16 protein-coding genes are annotated in these 18,260 nt (G+C 65.4%); 8 read left to right on the top strand and 8 right to left on the bottom strand.

Going from position 1 to position 18,260, the window contains the following annotated elements; genetic code table 11:
* Positions 1 to 337 precede the first annotated feature (337 nt).
* Entirely contained in the window at positions 338 to 1,204 is an 867-nt protein-coding gene (locus Q1W26_RS14350; RefSeq protein ID WP_300441511.1) for a spermidine synthase-like protein, read from the bottom strand.
* Between the two features lie 226 nt (positions 1,205 to 1,430).
* On the opposite strand from Q1W26_RS14350, the gene Q1W26_RS14355 reads away from it, so the two are divergent.
* Positions 1,431 to 3,041: a methyl-accepting chemotaxis protein gene (locus Q1W26_RS14355; RefSeq protein ID WP_300441514.1), complete on the top strand. Its 1,611-nt coding sequence runs from the start codon at positions 1,431 to 1,433 to the stop codon at positions 3,039 to 3,041.
* A gap of 144 nt (positions 3,042 to 3,185) precedes the next feature.
* Positions 3,186 to 5,180 carry a TonB-dependent copper receptor gene (locus Q1W26_RS14360; protein WP_300441517.1) on the top strand — a complete coding sequence of 665 codons (1,995 nt, stop codon included), beginning with the start codon at positions 3,186 to 3,188 and terminating at the stop codon, positions 5,178 to 5,180.
* A gap of 47 nt (positions 5,181 to 5,227) precedes the next feature.
* Here Q1W26_RS14360 and Q1W26_RS14365 read toward each other — a convergent pair whose 3' ends face one another.
* The 3 genes from Q1W26_RS14365 to Q1W26_RS14375 form a co-directional block, all read right to left on the bottom strand.
* Entirely contained in the window at positions 5,228 to 6,802 is a 1,575-nt protein-coding gene (locus Q1W26_RS14365) for an ATP-binding protein (protein ID WP_300441520.1), read from the bottom strand.
* 116 nt (positions 6,803 to 6,918) lie between these two features.
* Positions 6,919 to 8,511, bottom strand: coding sequence for a chemotaxis protein CheW (locus Q1W26_RS14370; protein ID WP_300441523.1), 1,593 nt, complete (start codon positions 8,509 to 8,511; stop codon positions 6,919 to 6,921).
* A complete protein-coding gene (locus Q1W26_RS14375; RefSeq protein ID WP_300441526.1) occupies positions 8,511 to 9,890 on the bottom strand; it encodes a PAS domain-containing methyl-accepting chemotaxis protein in 1,380 nt (459 codons plus the stop codon). The genes Q1W26_RS14370 and Q1W26_RS14375 overlap by 1 nt, the downstream gene beginning before the upstream one ends.
* Before the next feature lie 274 nt (positions 9,891 to 10,164).
* Here Q1W26_RS14375 and Q1W26_RS14380 point away from each other — a divergent pair, with 274 nt between their 5' ends.
* Positions 10,165 to 10,593 carry a YbaN family protein gene (locus Q1W26_RS14380; protein ID WP_300441528.1) on the top strand — a complete coding sequence of 143 codons (429 nt, stop codon included), beginning with the start codon at positions 10,165 to 10,167 and terminating at the stop codon, positions 10,591 to 10,593.
* Positions 10,594 to 10,620: 27 nt separating this feature from the next.
* Here Q1W26_RS14380 and Q1W26_RS14385 read toward each other — a convergent pair whose 3' ends face one another.
* On the bottom strand, positions 10,621 to 11,568 hold the full coding sequence (locus Q1W26_RS14385) for an MBL fold metallo-hydrolase (protein ID WP_300441596.1): 948 nt from the start codon (positions 11,566 to 11,568) through the stop codon (positions 10,621 to 10,623).
* A 149-nt stretch (positions 11,569 to 11,717) separates the two neighbouring features.
* Here Q1W26_RS14385 and Q1W26_RS14390 point away from each other — a divergent pair, with 149 nt between their 5' ends.
* The 5 genes from Q1W26_RS14390 (at position 11,718) to Q1W26_RS14410 (ending at position 16,414) form a co-directional block, all read left to right on the top strand.
* Positions 11,718 to 11,996: a hypothetical protein gene (locus tag Q1W26_RS14390; RefSeq protein WP_300441531.1), complete on the top strand. Its 279-nt coding sequence runs from the start codon at positions 11,718 to 11,720 to the stop codon at positions 11,994 to 11,996.
* A 69-nt stretch (positions 11,997 to 12,065) separates the two neighbouring features.
* Positions 12,066 to 13,049, top strand: coding sequence for a hypothetical protein (locus Q1W26_RS14395; RefSeq protein WP_300441534.1), 984 nt, complete (start codon positions 12,066 to 12,068; stop codon positions 13,047 to 13,049).
* A gap of 34 nt (positions 13,050 to 13,083) precedes the next feature.
* The gene (gene recQ, locus Q1W26_RS14400; RefSeq protein WP_300441536.1) at positions 13,084 to 14,901 is read left to right on the top strand and encodes a DNA helicase RecQ; all 1,818 of its coding nucleotides are present in this window, start codon (positions 13,084 to 13,086) and stop codon (positions 14,899 to 14,901) included.
* Positions 14,902 to 14,968: 67 nt separating this feature from the next.
* Positions 14,969 to 15,889 carry a LysR substrate-binding domain-containing protein gene (locus Q1W26_RS14405; protein ID WP_300441538.1) on the top strand — a complete coding sequence of 307 codons (921 nt, stop codon included), beginning with the start codon at positions 14,969 to 14,971 and terminating at the stop codon, positions 15,887 to 15,889.
* A gap of 240 nt (positions 15,890 to 16,129) precedes the next feature.
* The gene (locus tag Q1W26_RS14410; protein WP_300441541.1) at positions 16,130 to 16,414 is read left to right on the top strand and encodes a hypothetical protein; all 285 of its coding nucleotides are present in this window, start codon (positions 16,130 to 16,132) and stop codon (positions 16,412 to 16,414) included.
* Positions 16,415 to 16,506: 92 nt separating this feature from the next.
* Here the strand turns inward: Q1W26_RS14410 and Q1W26_RS14415 are convergent, their stop codons facing one another.
* The 3 genes from Q1W26_RS14415 to Q1W26_RS14425 are packed head-to-tail and all read right to left on the bottom strand — an operon-like array spanning position 16,507 to position 18,186.
* Complete coding sequence (locus tag Q1W26_RS14415; protein WP_300441544.1) at positions 16,507 to 16,851, bottom strand: FKBP-type peptidyl-prolyl cis-trans isomerase; 345 nt, start codon at positions 16,849 to 16,851, stop codon at positions 16,507 to 16,509.
* 35 nt (positions 16,852 to 16,886) lie between these two features.
* The gene (gene msrA, locus Q1W26_RS14420) at positions 16,887 to 17,435 is read right to left on the bottom strand and encodes a peptide-methionine (S)-S-oxide reductase MsrA (RefSeq protein WP_300441547.1); all 549 of its coding nucleotides are present in this window, start codon (positions 17,433 to 17,435) and stop codon (positions 16,887 to 16,889) included.
* A 1-nt stretch (position 17,436) separates the two neighbouring features.
* On the bottom strand, positions 17,437 to 18,186 hold the full coding sequence (locus Q1W26_RS14425; RefSeq protein ID WP_300441599.1) for a DUF2189 domain-containing protein: 750 nt from the start codon (positions 18,184 to 18,186) through the stop codon (positions 17,437 to 17,439).
* Positions 18,187 to 18,260: the final 74 nt, after the last annotated feature.

Below are 18,260 nucleotides of genomic sequence, written 5' to 3' on the forward strand. Positions count from 1 at the left end.
CGCATGTCTGAGCCCGCAGGGCGAGTTTGCGAAGACCCCGCACGGCATCGCCGGAGGGAGGGAACCCCCGAAGGGGGCGCGGCAGCGGGGTACGTTTTCTTGCCTTCTTCTTTGTCGTACAACAAAGAAGAAGGTCGCCCGCCGGGGCGAGACCCGGCCGATGTAAGGTCATACACCGGAAAGCCGTCCAGTAAAGGCTCAACCCAGGAAGGTCTCAGGTTCGCGCCAGCAGGCCTGACCTTTCGCGGGGAAAACGCTTTCCACACTTAACGCGAACATAGCTTTTTCTGGCGGTGCGTTGCGCCTTTGTGGGAGCGACTTCAGTCGCCCTTGCCGCTCACAGATAGCGCAGCCGCCGGCTGCGCTCCAGGCGCTGCACGTATTTCGGATAGTCCAGCCCGGTGCGGGTGCGCAGGGCCTTGGCGGTGTTGCCGATCTCGCGCCAGCGGGGGTTGAAGGACGGGTTCCTGAAGGCCAGCACGATATCGTTGCCGTCGGACAGCATGATGCTGAGCACCCGGTCGTCGAACACTTCCGAGATCATCGCCAGGTGTTCGGTGCGATCGTCCTTTTCGCCGGCCAGGTTGGCGACCATGACGCCGCGGCCCGCCAGGGCGTCGTACACGCTCTGGTAAAAGGCGGTCGAACTCACCGAGCCCGACAGGCCGTGGCGGTCGAAGGCGTCCATCATGATCACATCGGGCTTCTCGTCCCATTCGCCGCTCTTGATCACCCAGTCGGCGCCATCGCCCTCGATCACGCTGAAGCGGGCGTCATCCCGCGGCACTTCGAATTCGTCGCGAAAGGCGATCACGCGGGGGTCGATCTCCACCACCGTGATGCGCGCCGAGCCCACGTGGCGATAGCAGAACTTGGCCAGCGACCCGCCGCCGAGGCCCAGCATCAGGATGTGCTGCGGGCGTTGCAAAAAGAGCTGGAAGCTCATCATCGCCTGGGTGTAGTCCAGCTCCAGCGCGAAGGGATCCTTGAGGCTCATGGTGCTCTGGATCAGCGACAGCGAGAAATGCAGCGTGCGCGTCGTGCCGTCGTCGATGACAAAGGGCTTGTCGTAGGCGCCCGACAGCACCTGGCGCAGCACCCACTGGGTGTCGCAATCCTCCGGCTCGAGGAGGCGGATGGTGTCGGTTTCGGTAAAGAAGGGGCTCGGCAGAACGAGGATGGAGGGGACTTCGGATCGGGACACGGGAATCGGTAGGCAGACGACAGGCCTCCATTGTACGGCGAGGCCGGGCAGGCTCCGCACCCGGCAGGCCATGCAGGTTGCCGGCACCTGCCGGCTAAAGTTTCCGTGGCACCTGCCGTTTCTGCTCGCACATCACACCCTGCCGCAGCCCACCTCTAACCCGCCTCAACCGAAACTGCCTGGTGAGCGGGTTGAAACCGCAAGAAGTCACTTTCAGGAAACGACCATGACAATCTCCCAACGCCTGATGCTCCTCGTCGGGGCTGCCATCACAAGCCTGCTGGCACTCACCGGCATCAATTACCAGCAGATGAACCGGGTTTACGATGCCACCAACTTCGCAAACATCAATGTCGTGCCAAGCATCGAGCTCCTCAACACGGTCGCCATAGAGTTTGGTCGGGCACGGGTCAGCGTACACCGGCACGTCCTTTCCACCGATCCGGCGGAAAAGGCCGATGCCGAAAAAGCGCTCGCGCAATCCCGGGTCATCATGAACAAGGCCTTCAAGGATTACGAAGAGTTCATCTCGGACCAGGAAGACAAGCGCCTGCTCGAGACCGAGATCAATTATCTGACCGACTACAAAAAATCGGTCGACAGCCTGCTTGAGCAGTCACGCGCCAACCGCACCGACGAGACGCGCACAGCCCTTACGCAACTTGGGCCACTTGCGGCAGGTTTTGTGGACCAGCTGAACGCGCACATGTCCTACAACAAGACCATGGGCAAAAAATCGGCCGACGAAGGCGTCTTGGCCAAGGGCCGTGCAACCTCGATCGCTCTTGCCGTACTCGGCATCGGCAGCGCTGTCATCGCCGTGCTGAGCTTCGCCATCATTCGCGGCATCACCTCGCGTATCGCCGAGGCCAATGCGGTGGCCACCCGCATCGCCTCCGGCGACCTGAGCCGGAACGCAGGCCAAAGCGCCAGTCACGACGAAATCGGCCAACTGCTCGGCTCCCTCGAAGCAATGCGGGCCGACCTTGCCAGCACCATCAGCGGCATCATCGCCAGCTCCGACAGCGTTGCCTACTCGGCCTCCCAGCTCTCCAGCACCGCCCAGCAGGTTTCGGTGAGCACCGCACAGCAATCCAGTTCAACCGCCTCTGCCGCCGCTGCTGTAGAGGAGTTGACGGTGAGCATCGACCACGTCGGCTCCAGCGCCGAGGACGCCAGCCACCGGGCCATCGAGGCCGGCCAACAGGCCATTGTCAGCGGCAAGGGCGTCGAGGCCGCCACCGACAAGATCGGCAAGGTGGCCGAGCAGGTCGAGAACACCGCCGGCCAGATCCAGACTCTCTCCGAGCAGGTCCAGCAGATCGACAAGATCACCGTGGTGATCCGCGAAGTGGCCGACCAGACCAACCTGCTGGCCCTCAACGCCGCCATCGAGGCAGCCCGCGCCGGCGAGCAGGGCCGCGGCTTCGCGGTGGTGGCCGACGAAGTGCGCAAGCTGGCCGAACGCACTACCAGCTCGGTGCGCGAGATCAGCAACGTCATCAACGTGATCCAGCAGGGCGCGGCCGGCGCCGTGACGAGCATGCAGTCCAGCCGCAACCTGGTGAGCGAAGTGGTTGAGGCGGCGAGCAAGGCCAGCGATTCGATGGGCGACATCCGCCACTCGGCCGGCACCGTGCAGGGCGCCATCGAGAGCATCAGCGACGCGCTCAGGGAGCAGCGCGGCGCCTCCACCGAACTGGCCCGCAACGTCGAGGCGATTGCCCAGATGTCGGAAGAAAACTCCGCCGCCGTCAGCTCGGTGGCCGACACCGCGCACCGCCTGGTGAGCGTATCCGACGAGCTCAAGGCCAGCGTTTCGCGCTTCCGCGTGTAATCGCGAAGCGCAGGGTGCGGGGGCTGCGCCCGCGCCCTGCGACACTATGACGCACCGTTTTGGTGCAAAACATTGCCTCACGTCATACCCGCGGCGATTCCCGTGTTTTAAGGTGCGCGCTCTTGCAAAACCGAGAGCACCACCATGAATCGCCCTACCCCGCTGCGCTACGCCCTGCTGCCCCTCGCCATCGCCTGCGCCTTTCCGGCCGCCGCCGAAGGCAGCACCACCCTGGGTCAGGTCGTTGTGACCGCCCCGGCCATGGAAGCCCCGCTCACCGTCACCACCGACCCGCGCGCGCCGCGCCAGCCGGTGCCCGCCCACGACGGCGCCGACTACCTGAAGAACATCACCGGTTTTTCGGTGATCAGGAAGGGCGGCACCGACGGCGATCCGGTGTTCCGCGGCATGGCCGCCTCGCGCCTGGGCATCCTGCTCGACGGCGAGATGATCCTCGGCGGCTGCGGCATGCGCATGGACCCGCCCACCGCCTACGTCTTCCCCGAAGCCTTCGACCGGATCACGGTGCTGAAGGGCCCGCAGACCGTCAAGTACGGCCCCGGCAACAGCGCCGGCGTGGTGCTCTTCGAGCGCGCACCCAAGGTGCGCACCGGCTTCTCGAGCTACCTGGACGCCAGCGCGCTCGTCGGCAACTTCGGCCGCAACGACCAGGTGCTGGAAGCCGGCGTCGGCAACGAGAAGTACTACGCCGAGATCACCGGCACCCACGCCCACGCCCAGGACTACCGCGACGGCTCGGGCCGCAAGGTGCACTCGGCCTACGACCGCTGGAGCACCAGCGGCGCCATCGGCCTGACCCCCGACAAGGACACCCGCCTCGAGCTCACGTTTGCCAAGAGCGACGGCCAGGCCGCCTACGCCGACCGCACGATGGACGGCGTCAAGTTCGACCGGAGCAACGTGGGCCTCAAGTTCGAGAAATCCCGCATCAGCCCGCTCATCGCCAAGCTGGAAGCGCAGGTCTACTACAACTACGTGGACCACGTGATGGACAACTACAGCCTGCGCCCTCAGCCGCCCACGAAGATGGTCAACAACCCCGACCGCGAGACCCGTGGCGGCCGCGTCGCCGCCACGCTCGATCTTTCGCCGCGCACCCGCCTCGAAACCGGCGTCGACTTCCAGACCAACGAACACACCCTGCGCAGCGCCAGCGGTGCCGCGGTCGCCAGCTATGACAGCAAGGCCCGGACGGCCGACATGCGCTTCTTCACCTGGGGCGTGTTCGGCGAGCTCAGCCACGAACTCGACGCCGCCAACCGCCTGATCGGCGGCCTGCGGGTCGACTTCACCAAGGCCCAGGACCAGCGCAGCGGCCGCACAACGTCTGGCGTCACCGACAACGACACCCTGAAGGCCGGCTTCCTGCGCTGGGAGAACGCCTTCGCGCCCACCACCACGCTCTACGCCGGCCTCGGCCACACCGAGCGCGCGCCCGATTACTGGGAGCGCGCCAAGTCGCCGGACACCTCAAGCCCGCTGGGCAGCACCTTCCTCATCAAACCCGAGAAGACCACCCAGCTCGACGCCGGGACGATCTACGCCGCCGGCCCGGTGCGCGCCTCGGCCTCGCTGTTCTACGCCAAACACAAGGATTTCATCCAGATCCACCAGCTCACCGCGACCACCGCCGAAGCCCTCAACGTCGACGCCACCACCTACGGCGCCGAAGCCGACCTGAGCTACGCCCTGGGCCGCTTCTGGAAGACCTACGGCACCCTGGCCTGGACCCACGGCGAGAACGACAGCACCAACAAACCGCTGTCGCAGATCGCCCCGCTGGAGGGCCGCCTCGGCGCCGGCTACGACGACAAGGTGTGGAGCGCCGGTGCCCTGCTGCGCCTCGTCCAGGGCCAGAAGCGCTTCGACAAGAACTACGGCAACATCGTCGGGCAGGATATCGGCGCATCCAGCGGCTTCGGCATCGTGTCGCTCAACGCCGCCTACAAGCCCGGCAAAGGCAGCCTGATCAGCGTCGGCGTGGATAACCTCTTCGACAAGACCTACGCCGAATTCATCAGCCGCGGCGGCGCCACCATCGGCGGCTTCACGCAAACCACCCGCGTGAACGAGCCGGGCCGCACCGTGTGGCTCAAGGCGAACATCGCGTTCAAGTAAACGTAACAGACCGCCCCGGGTGCGCAAGCGCCCGGGCAGCGTGCGGATTACGACGCCACCGGCCCCGCGCCCTTCAGCGGCAACCACAGCCGGAAAGTCGTGCCGCGGCCCGGCTCGCTGGTCACGTCGATGTGGCCGCCGTGCTTGCTGACGATGTCGTAGGAGATCGACAGCCCCAGCCCGGTGCCCTTGCCGGCCGGCTTGGTGGTGTAGAAGGGGTCGAAGATGCGCTTTTTAACCTCGGGCGACATGCCGCGACCGGTGTCCGCCACCTCGATCCAGGCCCAGCCTGCATCGTGGCCACTGCGCACGGTGATGATGCCCCGCTCGTCGATGGCGTGGGCGGCATTGACCAGCAGGTTCATCACCACCTGGTTGATCTGGGCCGGCAGGCACGGCACCCGCGGCAGTTCGGCGTCGTATTCGCGCACCACCTCGGCCTTGTACTTGATCTCGTTGCGCACCACGTTGAGGGTGCATTCGATGCCGGCGTTGAGGTCGGCCTCCTGCCACTCGGCCTGATCGAGCCGCGAAAAATCCTTGAGATCGGCAACGATCTTGCTCACCCGCTCCAGGCCGTCGCGGGATTCCCGGATCAGGTCGGAAATATCCGTCTTGAGGTAGTCGAAATCCGCCGCCACGAAATCGGCTTCGGTCGCCTTGCCTGCCCGGCAGGCGTCCAGCAAGGCCACCATCGTCTTGCTGTAATCCTTCAGCGCGCCCATGTTTGAACTCACGAAGCCCACCGGGTTGTTGATTTCGTGGGCCACGCCGGCCGCCAGCACACCAATCGAGGCCATCTTTTCGGACTGCAGCAACTGGCCGTGAGCCTCTTCCAGCTCGCCGATCTTTTCAGCCAGCTCCAGCCAGCGGCGGCGCAATATTTCCAGCAGCGCCCAGCCCAGCCCGAGCACCAGCACAAAGGCCGCCGCGTGGGCCAGGACGGTCTGCCGCACTCCGGCGCGGGTGGCCGCCTCGATGGGTGCGAGGCGCTGAGAAACACTGAGGCCACCCCGGATGTCGCCCACCTTGTAACCCTGCCTGGCGTGGCAGCTCATGCAGCTTTCCTGCACCTTCAGCGGCGCCATGTAGCGCAGCAGCTCGCCCTGCGGGCTGCTTTCGGTGCCCACCGTTTCGGTGGCGCCACGTTCAAAGGCTTCCAGCGAGCGGCTCTCCCACGCGTCCGCCAGATTGGCCGGACGGATCGGCTTGAGGCTGGTGAGGCGAAACACCACGCCCCCGTCCGACACCGCCATGCCGGCGATAAGACGAGTCATGTAGGCCGGGTTGACCATGGTCATGGCCACCCCGTCGCTGGTTTTCAAGTCCCGCCGGGGGTGATCCAGGTAAGGGTTGGGCTGGGTCTCCGGGGTGACCGGCACATAGACGCCGCCATGACTGGCGTTCCAGTTGCGGGTCAGCATCACCATGCGAAACATGTTGCGGGCGCCCTCGACGGCCACCAGCGTGGATTGCTCGCGGATCTTGTCGACCTGCAGCGTGAGGGACAAACCCACCGCTGCAGCCCACAGCACCAGCGGCAAAAGCCACCACACCCGCTCGCGGATGACCAGCGGTGTCGAACGGGCGTTGGCAGGCGTTTTCAGTGGATGGTCAGTCATGTCAGGCAAACGGGACGAACGGGGCAAACAAAACGTACCGGCGACACCGTGCCGCCCTGGCTGCGGTTAACGGCGTCGCCCGCCGCATCCTGAACGCCGGATGATGGAGCCCGTGCTCAGGCCACGCCGGGCGCCGACATGGCGGCCCGCAGGGCGCTGCGCCGCACATCGCGGAGATAGCCCGTGCTGCCCTCGGCCGGGTTGCGGACCAGCCGGGCCAGGCATTTCAGGTCGAGCACGCTCAGCATGCGCTCGGTCGGGCCCGAGCCGACCAGCGCCGGAGTCCAGTTGCTGGCTGCGCTGCCCGGCCCGCTGGCCTGCTCGTCGAGGGCCTTGAGCCGGTCGGTCGGCGCATCGTCGATGGCACGCAGACCCTGCACCGTGAAGCCCACATGGCTGTCGTCCGCAAGCTCGATAACGAGAATGCAGGCGGTTGGCGAACGCGGCCCTTCCGGCACGCCGATGAGCGCGGCGAGGCTGAATGTCGGGATGGCCCGCCCGCGGCTCATCACCAGCCCGGTGGCCCGCGCTTCGGTGGCAAAAATGGCCGTCTCGGGCACCCACGGCAGAATTTCGGCAATCTGCCCGATCGGCGTGGCCACCTCGAAACCCACGTCATAGGTGAGCACCCGGCAGCGCTCGGCATGGGCCGTTTCGATGCCGGGCAGGAGCGACGACGTGCTGAACGCATCACCGTCCACCGGGGTGTTCATCCGCGCCAGCCCTTCCAGCGCAGAAGCTCCCAGCAAGGCCTGCGGGTCGAGGACGAGGTAATAGCCGATGCCGCCCCGGCCAGACTGCTGCACCTCGCGCGGCATGGCATCGAGGGCCAGCACGCCGGCAAAAAACTCTTCGCGGGGTAGCGTATTGGCAGGGATGGGCACCGCCGCGCGGCTGTCGGCGCGCACCACGTCGATGATCTCCTCGACGATGAAGGCCACCAGCCCGCGGGCGTAGCGCACCAGGAAAGCCTGGGTCGCCCCTTCGTCGGGCAGGCTGCCCAGCCCGCACAGCGCGAGCAGATCCACCGCCGGCACCTTGGCGCCGGCAAATTCGATAACGCCGAGGCAATAGGCCGAGGTGAGCGGCGAGGCCAGGATTTCGGGATGCAAAACTGTGGTGTGCACCGCATCGGACGCCAGGGCCAGGGGCACCGGGCCGCTGCGCACGAGCATCAGGCAGGAGTCGGCTGCCACCGCGGCATTCCCGCCGTTGGCCTCGTGGGCGGCCAACACGCTCCGGCGGGCCGGCTCGGGGTCGGCCACCGTTGGCACGTCGGGCAGGCTGACCAGGCCGTCGGGAGACAGCACGCTGACCAGCGTGGCGTCGTCATTGCGTCTGAAGCTGGCGCCCAGCACCGGGGCTTCGGCATTGCGCGCGCCAATCTCGTTCCAGGCTCCGGGCGGACAGGCCAGAACACCGACCACCCCGCTGGCCAAAAGGCCCAGCAGGCGACCTTCATGGACCATGATGACGACGCTGCGGGGCACCTCCCCCGCGATCTCCAGCCCGAGGGCGCGGCGCAGATCCAGCACCGGCACCAACACCCCGCGCAGGTCGATGCCGCCGATCACGCTTGGCGCCGCGCAGGGCAGCGCGACCAGGCCTGTGCAGGGCAGCACCTCGCGCAGCGCATCCAGCGGCAGCGCCAGTTGCATGGAAGCCAGAAAGAAAACGCCGCACAGGTGCGGCTCGCCGGCCGTGCTCATCAGCGGCTCACGGTGCGCGCGAGTTCTTCGATCAGGTCGGAAACCTGGGCCGCCATGTCGCGCTGGGCCTCGGCCGCCGCGGCAATTTCGGCGGCGCTGCCGACGGTGCTCTCGACGCTGGACATGATGCCCTCGAAACTGCCCGCGGCCGACTTGCTCACTTCGGCCCCCTGGCGCACGTGCAGCGCCGATTCGTCGATGAGCTTGCCGATCTCCTGGGCCGCGGCCGAACTGCGCTCGGCGAGCTTGCGCACCTCGGCCGCCACCACCGAAAACCCCACCCCCTGCTGACCGGCCCGTGCCGCCTCGATGGCCGCGTTGAAGGCCAGCAGGTTGGTCTGGCTGGCGATCTCGCCGATCACCCGGACGATCTCAGAAACCCGCGTCGAACTCTCCTCGATGCGGTCGATGGCGGCGATGGATTTTTGCACCGCCTCGTGCCCCGTGTGGGCCGCCCGCGACGATTCATGGGCCATCTGGGAGGCCAGCCCCGAGTTGTCGGCAATCGCCTTGATGCTCGCCATCAGGCTGCGCACCCGCTCCGTCATCTCCACCGTCTTGGCGGAAATGCGCTTTTCGAGCATGACTTCCTTGGTCACGTCGTAGGCATACTTGACCACCTTGGCGACCTTGCCGTTGAGGTCGAAGATCGGGTTGTAGCTGGCCTGGATCCACACGTCGCGGTTGAATTTGCCGACCCGGTGAAAGCGCCCGCTGATGAATTCCCCTTCGCCCAGGCGCAACCAGAAATCCTGGTATTCGGGGCTCTGGGTGTAATCGGCCGAACAGAAGATGCTGTGATGCTCGCCCTGAACCTCCCGCAGCGTGTAGCCCATCGCCACCAGAAAATTGCGATTGGCACTGAGCACCTTGCCGTCCAGGTCGAACTCGATCACCGCCTGCCCGCGATCCATCGCGGCCACCTTGGCTTCGAACTCGGCGTTCTGCAGCCTGGCCGCCGTCACATCGGAGGCAAACTTGACGATGGCCGCAGGCTTGCCGTCAGCGTCGAGGATCGGGTTGTAGCTGGCATGAATCCACACCTCGCGCCCATCCTTGCCGACACGTTTGAATTCGCCCGTATTGAATTCGCCGCGGGTCAGGCGTTCCCAGAACAACTGGTATTCGGTGGAACCGGCATGGGCCGGCTCAACGAACATCCGGTGATGCTGCCCCTTGATTTCCTCCAGCCGGTAACCCATCAGGGCCAGAAAATTGGGGTTCGCGGCGACCACCCGCCCGGTAAGGTCGAACTCGACGATGGCCTGGCTGCGACTGATCGCCGCCACGTAGCCCGCCAGCTCATGGTCTTTGACCTCAAAGGGCAAATCCCCGACGCCCAGCGCCCCACCCACCGCGGGTATCCCGTTACCGCCCATGATTCACTCCCCTGACTGTTCGTAAAGACTGCAATAAAAGGCACGTGCTGCGGCCCCAGGGAAGTAACGGCCCGGAAGGGTGTTCTCTTGAATGCCGTCACTCAGTGGCCGGACACCCGGAACAAGACCCGGCAAAAATAGAAAACAACTATTAACTAAAGAACATCAATCAACTGGAAGGATAAAGGCCTGTCGTCGATACTCCTTTCAACGGGCGCCTTTCACTCAAGCGAGGTCGCCGCGGGAGCCCGCCCCACGCAACAGGAGAAACATCATGCACGCCCACACCGGCCACGACGCCACCGCCCGCAGCCTGGCCGCCCCGGCACCCGGCCTGCTGGCCAGCGCCGGGCGCCACGGTTTGTTCCTGCTCGGCGGCCTCGCCTTTGCAACCGGCGCGGTGGGGCTGATCGTGCCGGTGTTGCCCACCACGGTTTTCTGGATCATTGCCGCGTGGGCCTGGAGCAAGAGTTGCCCGCGCCTTCAGCAGCGCCTCTACGCGCTGCCCGGCGCCGGGCCCCACGTGCGCGCCTGGATGGAAGCCGGCACGATCAGCCGGCGCGGCAAGCACTTCGCCCTTGGCGGGCTGTGCGTGGGGCTCGCCGGCTGCGTCGCCCTCCTCCACGCCTCGCCGCTCATCCTCGCGCTGGCCGGCCTGCCGCAGGTAGCGGCCGGCCTGTACATCGCCAGCCGGCCGGAATAGCCCGCTGAATTCCCGCGGATCTCCCGCCTATTTGCCGCGGGCGTCCAGCCACACGTCCAGGCCCTGGGCGTTGAGTTCCACATCCAGCGCCAGCAGCGCGCGCCATTCGGTTTCGGGCAGCGTCCAGCCCTGGCGCTGCGCTTCCTCGCCCACCAGCGCCCACACGTCGCGCTCGATCAGCGCCGTGCGCACATCGCCCGCCGCGGCATGGCGTTCGGCAATGGCCACGTGGGCGTCGATGAGGCGGTGCAGATCGGCGGCCAGACGCGGCACATCGGTCACCTGGGCGTAGTGCGTGAGATACATGGCCGCCGGCTGTTCGGCTTCCATGCGGGCGATGGACGCGTGCATCGCATCGGGCTCGAACTGCACCGGCGTGGTGGTCGGGAAAATGCTCGGCCGGCCATCCACGTCGAGCTGACGGTAGGACAGGCCAAAGGTGTCGCCGGTAAAGAAGCTGCGGCTGACGGTGTCGAAATAACAGACGTGATGACGGGCATGGCCCGGCGTGTCGAAAACACGGATCACCCGCCCTGCCAGCGACAGCTCAAGCCCTTCGGTGGCCTCGATCACGCGATCCGCCGGCACCGGGATCAGTTCGCCGTAAAGCGCCTTGGCCCGCTCCGGGCCATACACGGCCGACACGCCGGCAAACAGCTTGGACGGCTCGACCATGTGGCGGGCGCCGCGGGGATGCACCACCAGCTTCGCATTCGGAAAAGCCTGCATGAAGGCCCCGGCCCCGCCCGCGTGATCCAGGTGAATGTGGGTCAGCAGCACGTAATCCACCGCCTCGGGCGCCAGCCCGGTTTCCTTCAAGGCCTGCTCCACGTGGTGCAGCGCCGCGTTGTTGCCGGTATCCACCAGCGCCGCCCGGCCGCCGTGTTCGATCAGGTGGATCGCCGCCACACCCGGCCCCGTGTAAGCCGAATCAACGGCATAAATTCCGTGCCCGAAAGCCCTCACCCCCTGCATCGCCATCCCCTTGAAAAAAAGCATGATTCTATCCACTCGCAGCCCCCGGAAGGCGGTTGCGAAAAATCAATATTGCGCTGCGCAAAAAAGCGCCTAATGTCAAGACAAAGACACATCACAACAACGACACAACAAAAGGAGGAAACATCATGCTGACGATACAAGACTGCATCGAACTGTCCGAGCTGAACGAAGACGAAATCCTCGCCATTGCCGAACACGAGCACATCCCTGAAATGGCTGCGGTCGAGATGGGCAATTATCTGTGCCACACCCCGAGCGGCGAAAAACGCATCCGCAAGATGATCATCGAAGATATCCAGCACGCCCGCGAACGCGGTGACACCCCGCATGCGGCCATGCTCAAGACCATCCTCAAGCACTACATCGCCGAGCACCACCTGGCCACGCCCCACGGCAAGGCCTGAATACAGCGCGGTCGCCAAGCGCAAAACGGGTTGGCATAATCGGCCAACCCGTTTTTCATTGAGACCCTGATGGCGATTCTCCGCTGCAACAAATGCTTCCATGTGGCCGAAGTGGCCGGCGAACTCGTCGGCAAGACCGTCGCCTGCCCCGCCTGCGGCACCGAGGTGCCCGCCTACGACACGGTTCTCTTCGTGAACAAGGTGCTTCAGCAATACTTCGCCCAGCGGGACGAACTCCAGCAGCTACGCGCCGCCCGGCCCGACGCCGCGGTAGCGCCGGCCCCCGCCGCGCCGCGCGCCGACATCGACCTCCACAACACCGACCAGTTTGCCAGCGCCGCCCAGCACGCGGCCATCGCCGACTGGTTCCAGCGCCGCCAGATCCAGGTGCGCCCGCGGCCCGACGCGGTGAACACCACCGGTTTCTTCGACGAGATCGCGGTGGAAATCGGCGACAACTACCCGCTCTTCGGTGAAGTGGTGGACAAGATCCGCTGGGGCCAGCAAAAAGACGTGCCCAACTTCAGCCTCAAGCTCGCCGACCGCAGCCAGAAAGACGGCCAGGCCATCAACGCCTTCTGCAAGCAGCTCTACGACCACACCTTCCTGGCCAAGTATTTCTACCAGAAGCAGGAAAAAATCGGCCGCGGCACCCTCCAGTCGGCACCGGCGATCCGCAGCTTCTTTGCCGGCGAATGGCTTGAATGGTATGCCCTGATGAAGCTGCTCGGTCTCTTCCACGAAAAGGGCCGCGAGGTGTCGTGCACCCGCAGCCTGGAGGTGATATTTCCCAACGAAGACCTGCACGAACTCGACGTGTTCTTCCTCGTCGATGGCAGCACGCCGGTGTGTGTCGAATGCAAGACCGGCGAATTCCGCCCCGAGATCGACAAATACCTGCGCCTGAGAAAGCGCCTCGGCATCGACCGCAGCCAGTTCATCCTGTGCGCAAGCAACCTCACCGACGAACAGGCGGCCGGATTGTCGGGCATGTATGAGCTGACTTTCGTCAGCCCGACCGGCCTCGCCCCCCATCTGGCCAAGCTGTTCTGACCGCAGGCTCCGGGCAGGGTAAAATCCTGCCCCTATGAGCCGCGCCCGCGAAACCCTATTCCACGTCTTCGGCTACACGCAGTTCCGCGGCCCGCAAGAAGACATCGTCGAACACGTAGCCGCCGGCGGCGACGCCCTGGTGCTGATGCCCACCGGCGGCGGCAAATCGCTGTGCTACCAGATCCCTGCGCTGCTGCGCCCCGGCGTGGCGATCGTCGTGTCGCCCCTCATCGCGCTGATGCAGGATCAGGTCAGTGCGCTCAAGGAAGTCGGCGCCGCGGCAGATTTTCTGAACTCCAGCCTCAGCTTCGATCGCGCGATGGAAATCGAGCGCTCGATGATCGCCGGCGCGCTCGACATGCTCTACGTGGCCCCCGAGCGCCTCGTCACACCGCGCTTCCTCGACCTGCTGGATCACCTCCACGAAGCCGGCCAGCTGGCGCTTTTTGCCATCGACGAAGCCCACTGCGTATCGCAATGGGGGCATGATTTCCGCCCCGAATACCTGCAGCTGTCGATCCTGCAGCAGCGCTACCCGCAGATTCCGCGCATCGCGCTGACAGCCACCGCCGACGCCCAGACCCGCCGCGAGATCGCCGAGCGCCTGTGCCTGGTGGACGCCCGCGAGTTCGTCTCCAGTTTCGACCGGCCCAACATCCGCTACACCATCGTCCCCAAGGACAATCCCCGCAGCCAGCTCCTCGCCTTCCTGCGCGATCACACCGGCGAGGCCGGCATCATCTACTGCAGCTCGCGCAAGAAAGTGGACGAAACCGCCGCTGCGCTGGCCGAAAAGGGCATCTCGGCGCTGGCCTACCACGCCGGCATGGGCGCCGAAGAGCGCTCGATCAACCAGGACCGCTTCCTGCGCGAAGACGGCATCGTGATGGTCGCCACCATCGCCTTCGGCATGGGCATCGACAAGCCCGACGTGCGCTTCGTCGCCCACCTGGATCTGCCCCGCTCCATCGAAGGCTATTACCAGGAAACCGGCCGCGCCGGCCGCGACGGCCTCCCCGCCGAAGCCTGGATGGCCTACAGCGTGGCCGACCTGGTGCAGCAGCGCCGCTTCATCGACCAGGGCGAAGCCAGCGACGAAGTCAAACGCGTCGCCACCGCCAAGCTCGACGCACTGCTCGGCCTGTGCGAAACCACCGGCTGCCGGCGCCAGCGCCTGCTCGGCTACTTCGACGAAGACTCCGAACCCTGCGGCAACTGCGACACCTGCCTGCACCCGCCCGAGGTTCGCGACGCCACCGACTCGGCGCGCAAGGCACTGTCCTGCGTGTTCCGCACCGGCAGCCGCTTCGGCGCCGCCCACGTGGTGGACGTGCTCATCGGCAAGGCCACCGACAACGTCAAGAAGTGGCAGCACGACCAGGTGAGCACCTTCGGCATCGGCACCGAACTCGACGACAAGGGCTGGCGCACCCTGATCCGCCAGCTCGTCGCCTACGGCGCGCTGGCCGTGGACCACGAACGCTACGGCGCCCTGACCCTCACCGAATCCGCCCGCCCCATCCTGCGCGGCGAAGCCGGCTTCACGATGCGCGTGGACACCACCCCGGCCAAAAAGGGCCGCAACATCGGCACCGGCCGCAAGACCGACAACTGGCCCGAAGCCACCGGCGAAGAAGCCGCCCTGCTCAACCGCCTGCGCGCCTGGCGCTTCACCACTGCCAAAGCGCGCAACGTGCCGGCCTATGTCATCTTCCACGACGCCACCCTGCGCGACATCGCCCGCCAGCAACCCGACAGCATCGAGGGGCTGGGCACCATATCCGGCGTGGGCGACCGCAAGCTTGAAGCCTACGGCGAAGAAATCCTGGCTTTGCTGGCCGACCCCGGCTAAGGCTGCGGCCCGATCGCAAAGCGCGCCTCCCAGCCTGACTCACTGAACCACAACACCTATCCCACGCATGTCAGATCGCAGACTCCAGGTATTCCACGCCGTTGCGAAGCACGGCTCATTCACGCGTGCGGCGGAACACCTTCACATGACCCAGCCCGCGGTCACGTTTCAGATCAAGCAGCTGGAAGATCACCTGAACGTCCGCCTGCTCGATCGCGGCCACGGCAAGATCACCCTGACAAGCGCCGGCGAGCTGGTGCTGGCCTACGCCGAACAAATCCTCGACCTGTCGGACGAACTGAACGCACGCGTGTCCGAACTGGCTGGCGAACTCGCCGGGCAACTCAATATCGGCTGTATCCCGACCATCGCAGGCTACTGGCTGCCGCCGATCCTGGAACGCTTCAAGCGCCGCTACCCGCGCGTGCTGCCGCGGGTCGTCATGGGCAACTCCCGGATCATCGAAGAAGGCATCATCGCCAGGGAAGTGGACATCGGCTTTATCGAAGTCCCCACCGAACACCCCGGAATCGAACCCCGCATCGCCACGCAGGAAGAGCTGGTGGTGATCTGCAGCCCGAACCACCCTCTTGCCGGACACACCCGCCTGACCGCCCGGGAACTCGTCGACCACCCCTTCATCGATCGCGACCCCGGCAGCGGCATGCGCCAGGCCGCACGCGACTTCTTTGCCGCAGCGGGTATCGCCGAGAGCGAAATCAACCTGTGTGCGGAGCTTGGCAGCCTCACCGCGGTCAAGCAGTTCGTCGCCGCCGGCCTCGGCTTCGCGATCACCTCGAAGCGCGCGAGTCGCATCGACGTGCAGGAAGGACGAATGGCGGTCGTTCCGCTCGAACCACGCACCTTCACCACGCTCCAGATGATCCTGCCGCGGGACAAGTTCCGCTCCCGCCTGATCACGACCTTCGCCGACTTCGTGTGCGACGAGATCGCGCGCATCGCCAAGGAAGAGGAAGGCGTGAAGTAAAGCCATTGGCATACGCCCGGAAGCGGAATTTCGGGCCCAGCAATTCACCTCACCATTCAAGCGGCTGATTTATAAATACATTTTTCAAATAGGTAAGCCTTTGTAAGAGTTGCTGCAATGCAGCAAAATGCATTGACACCACCTCTGACGGCGTTAAGATGAACCTTATGCTGCAGCGCACAAGGCGGATTTTTCTTCTGCCAGTGCCCTGCGATTTGCAACCTATCGAGGAGAAACATCATGGACGTCGTGAAATATCTGCGAGAGGTCGCCAGGAAATGCCACCTTTCAGACACCGCGGACGATGAACTCGCCCGCCTCCGCACCGAAAACGAATTTCTGCGCGCCACGCTCGACAGCGCCGACCAGGCCATGGCAGCAGCGCCCATCTGGCACACCCAGCACCGGGTGCTCAGCGAGATCCTGATTGGCGGGCGCAGGAAGCTCGCCGAACTCGACACGGCCCGCGCCGAGGCCGCTGCACCCCACGCCCAGCCGGCCGAGAAGGCCCTGAGCCGCCACTGAGCGGCCACCGAGCGCCGGGGCGTTTTCGACTCCCCAAACAAAACGGGCGCCCCTTGGAGCGCCCGTTTTTCATGCACAGCTGGTGCTGGAAATCACTTCACCGCCAGCAGCTCCACTTCGAACACCAGCGTGGCGTTCGGGGGGATGACGCCGCCGGCGCCGCGGGCACCGTAGCCAAGGCTGGCGGGGATGGTCAGCTTGCGCTTGCCGCCCACCTTCATGCCCTGAACGCCTTCGTCCCAGCCGGCGATCACCTGGCGGGCGCCGAGGCCGAACACGAACGGATCATTACGATCCTTGCTGGAATCGAACTTCTTGCCGTCGGTGAGCCAGCCGGTGTAATGCACCTGGACCTGCTGCCCGGCCGTCGCTTCGGCGCCGGTGCCAACTTCCAATTCTTCGATGACGAGGCCGCTCGCCGTGGTGGTTTGGGTCATGGAATGCTCCTGATTAAAGACCGGCGGATTCTATTTCAATTCCCCTTCCGGCGCCCGGCGAAAGCACTCCGAAACTTGGCCACCTTGGGCCCGACGACCATCCGGCAGTAGGGCTGGGCGCCGTTTCGGGCGAAGTAGTTGGCGTGGTAGGCCTCGGCCGGCCAGAAGGTCGTGGCAGGCTCGACCTCGGTGACGATGGGCTCGTCGAAGGCGCCCTCGTTGGCCAGCGCGGTGATCTTCGCGCGGGCCGCGGTGTCCTGCTCCGGGGTGGTGGTGAAAATGGCCGAGCGGTACTGGGTACCTACGTCGTTGCCCTGGCGGTTGAGGGTGCAGGGGTCGTGGGTGGCGAAGAAGATCTCGAGCAGATCGTCAAAGCCCACCTGCACCGGGTCGAACTCGATGCGGACGGCCTCGGCGTGGCCGGTGTCGCCGTCGCAGATGCGCTCGTAGGTGGGCGCGTCCAGATGGCCGCCGATGTAGCCGGACTGCACCGCGCGCACGCCCTTCACCTCCAGAAAAACCGCCTCGGTGCACCAGAAGCAGCCGCCGGCAAAAATCGCGGTTTCGGTTTTTTGGTCTGTCATGTCATCTCTCTTGAGTCGGGGGGGTATCCGGCAGACCGCCTTGCGGCGGAAAGATTTCAAGATAAAGCAGATCACTGGCGAAGGCGAGACAGGGCAGCACGACAATCAGGAGCGGCGGAATGTGGATGGTGGCGATTACCGCCACCCCGAGCACCAGCGCCCAGGCCAGCATGGCCGCCGGATTGGTGAATACCGCCCGCACGCTGGCGGTGACCGCGCCCACCAGCAAGGCCCGGCGATCGAACAGCAGCGGCACCGCAAAGGCCGTGACGTTGAAGACGATGAAGGCCAGCACGGCGCCCATCACGCTGGTCCAGAGATGAAAACGCAGCACCTGGCCGATTTCGGGCGTGGTACCGCCGATCATGAAACTGAACACCGTGGCCGCGTCGGTGAGCCAGATCAGAAAGAGCAGGCAGCACACCCCGGACAGCACCCACAGCCCCCGCGGTGCCTGCCCGAAGCCACGCAGCACATCCGTAAAACCCGGCTGACGCCCCGCAGCAAAGGCGCGCCGCAGCGCAAAAAAGCCCGCCAGCACCGCCGGCCCCACCAGCAGGAAGCCACCGGCCAAAGGCAGCATCAGCGGCGCCAGACCAAAATGCAGCAGCAGGCCGAAGATCGCCACGCCGATGAGGGCAAACACCGCCGCAAAACCGGCCGCCGGCACAAGACAGCCACGAAAGGCGCGCCAGCCGCCCACTATCGCGGCAGGAACGGCGGCAAAAGGAATGCGGCGGGGATTGAGCATTTCGGCCACGGCAGGACTCCGGATGAAGAGCCTTCCATATGGCGGATGACGCCGGGCGGCGTCCATGACCTGCA

Source organism: Zoogloea sp., assembly GCF_030157465.1.
GTDB lineage: Bacteria > Pseudomonadota > Gammaproteobacteria > Burkholderiales > Rhodocyclaceae > Zoogloea.

Bases quoted from the DNA above. Each gene is read 5' to 3' on its own strand.
- Q1W26_RS14405 (WP_300441538.1), top strand. From the start codon at position 14,969: ATGTCAGATCGCAGACTCCAGGTATTCCACGCCGTTGCGAAGCACGGC.
- Q1W26_RS14375 (WP_300441526.1), bottom strand. From the start codon at position 9,890: ATGGGCGGTAACGGGATACCCGCGGTGGGTGGGGCGCTGGGCGTCGGG.
- Q1W26_RS14425 (WP_300441599.1), bottom strand. From the start codon at position 18,186: ATGCTCAATCCCCGCCGCATTCCTTTTGCCGCCGTTCCTGCCGCGATA.
- Q1W26_RS14395 (WP_300441534.1), top strand. From the start codon at position 12,066: ATGGCGATTCTCCGCTGCAACAAATGCTTCCATGTGGCCGAAGTGGCC.
- Q1W26_RS14360 (WP_300441517.1), top strand. From the start codon at position 3,186: ATGAATCGCCCTACCCCGCTGCGCTACGCCCTGCTGCCCCTCGCCATC.
- Q1W26_RS14365 (WP_300441520.1), bottom strand. From the start codon at position 6,802: ATGACTGACCATCCACTGAAAACGCCTGCCAACGCCCGTTCGACACCG.
- Q1W26_RS14380 (WP_300441528.1), top strand. From the start codon at position 10,165: ATGCACGCCCACACCGGCCACGACGCCACCGCCCGCAGCCTGGCCGCC.
- Q1W26_RS14370 (WP_300441523.1), bottom strand. From the start codon at position 8,511: ATGAGCACGGCCGGCGAGCCGCACCTGTGCGGCGTTTTCTTTCTGGCT.
- recQ (WP_300441536.1), top strand. From the start codon at position 13,084: ATGAGCCGCGCCCGCGAAACCCTATTCCACGTCTTCGGCTACACGCAG.
- Q1W26_RS14410 (WP_300441541.1), top strand. From the start codon at position 16,130: ATGGACGTCGTGAAATATCTGCGAGAGGTCGCCAGGAAATGCCACCTT.
- Q1W26_RS14415 (WP_300441544.1), bottom strand. From the start codon at position 16,851: ATGACCCAAACCACCACGGCGAGCGGCCTCGTCATCGAAGAATTGGAA.
- Q1W26_RS14385 (WP_300441596.1), bottom strand. From the start codon at position 11,568: ATGCAGGGGGTGAGGGCTTTCGGGCACGGAATTTATGCCGTTGATTCG.
- Q1W26_RS14355 (WP_300441514.1), top strand. From the start codon at position 1,431: ATGACAATCTCCCAACGCCTGATGCTCCTCGTCGGGGCTGCCATCACA.
- Q1W26_RS14390 (WP_300441531.1), top strand. From the start codon at position 11,718: ATGCTGACGATACAAGACTGCATCGAACTGTCCGAGCTGAACGAAGAC.
- msrA (WP_300441547.1), bottom strand. From the start codon at position 17,435: ATGACAGACCAAAAAACCGAAACCGCGATTTTTGCCGGCGGCTGCTTC.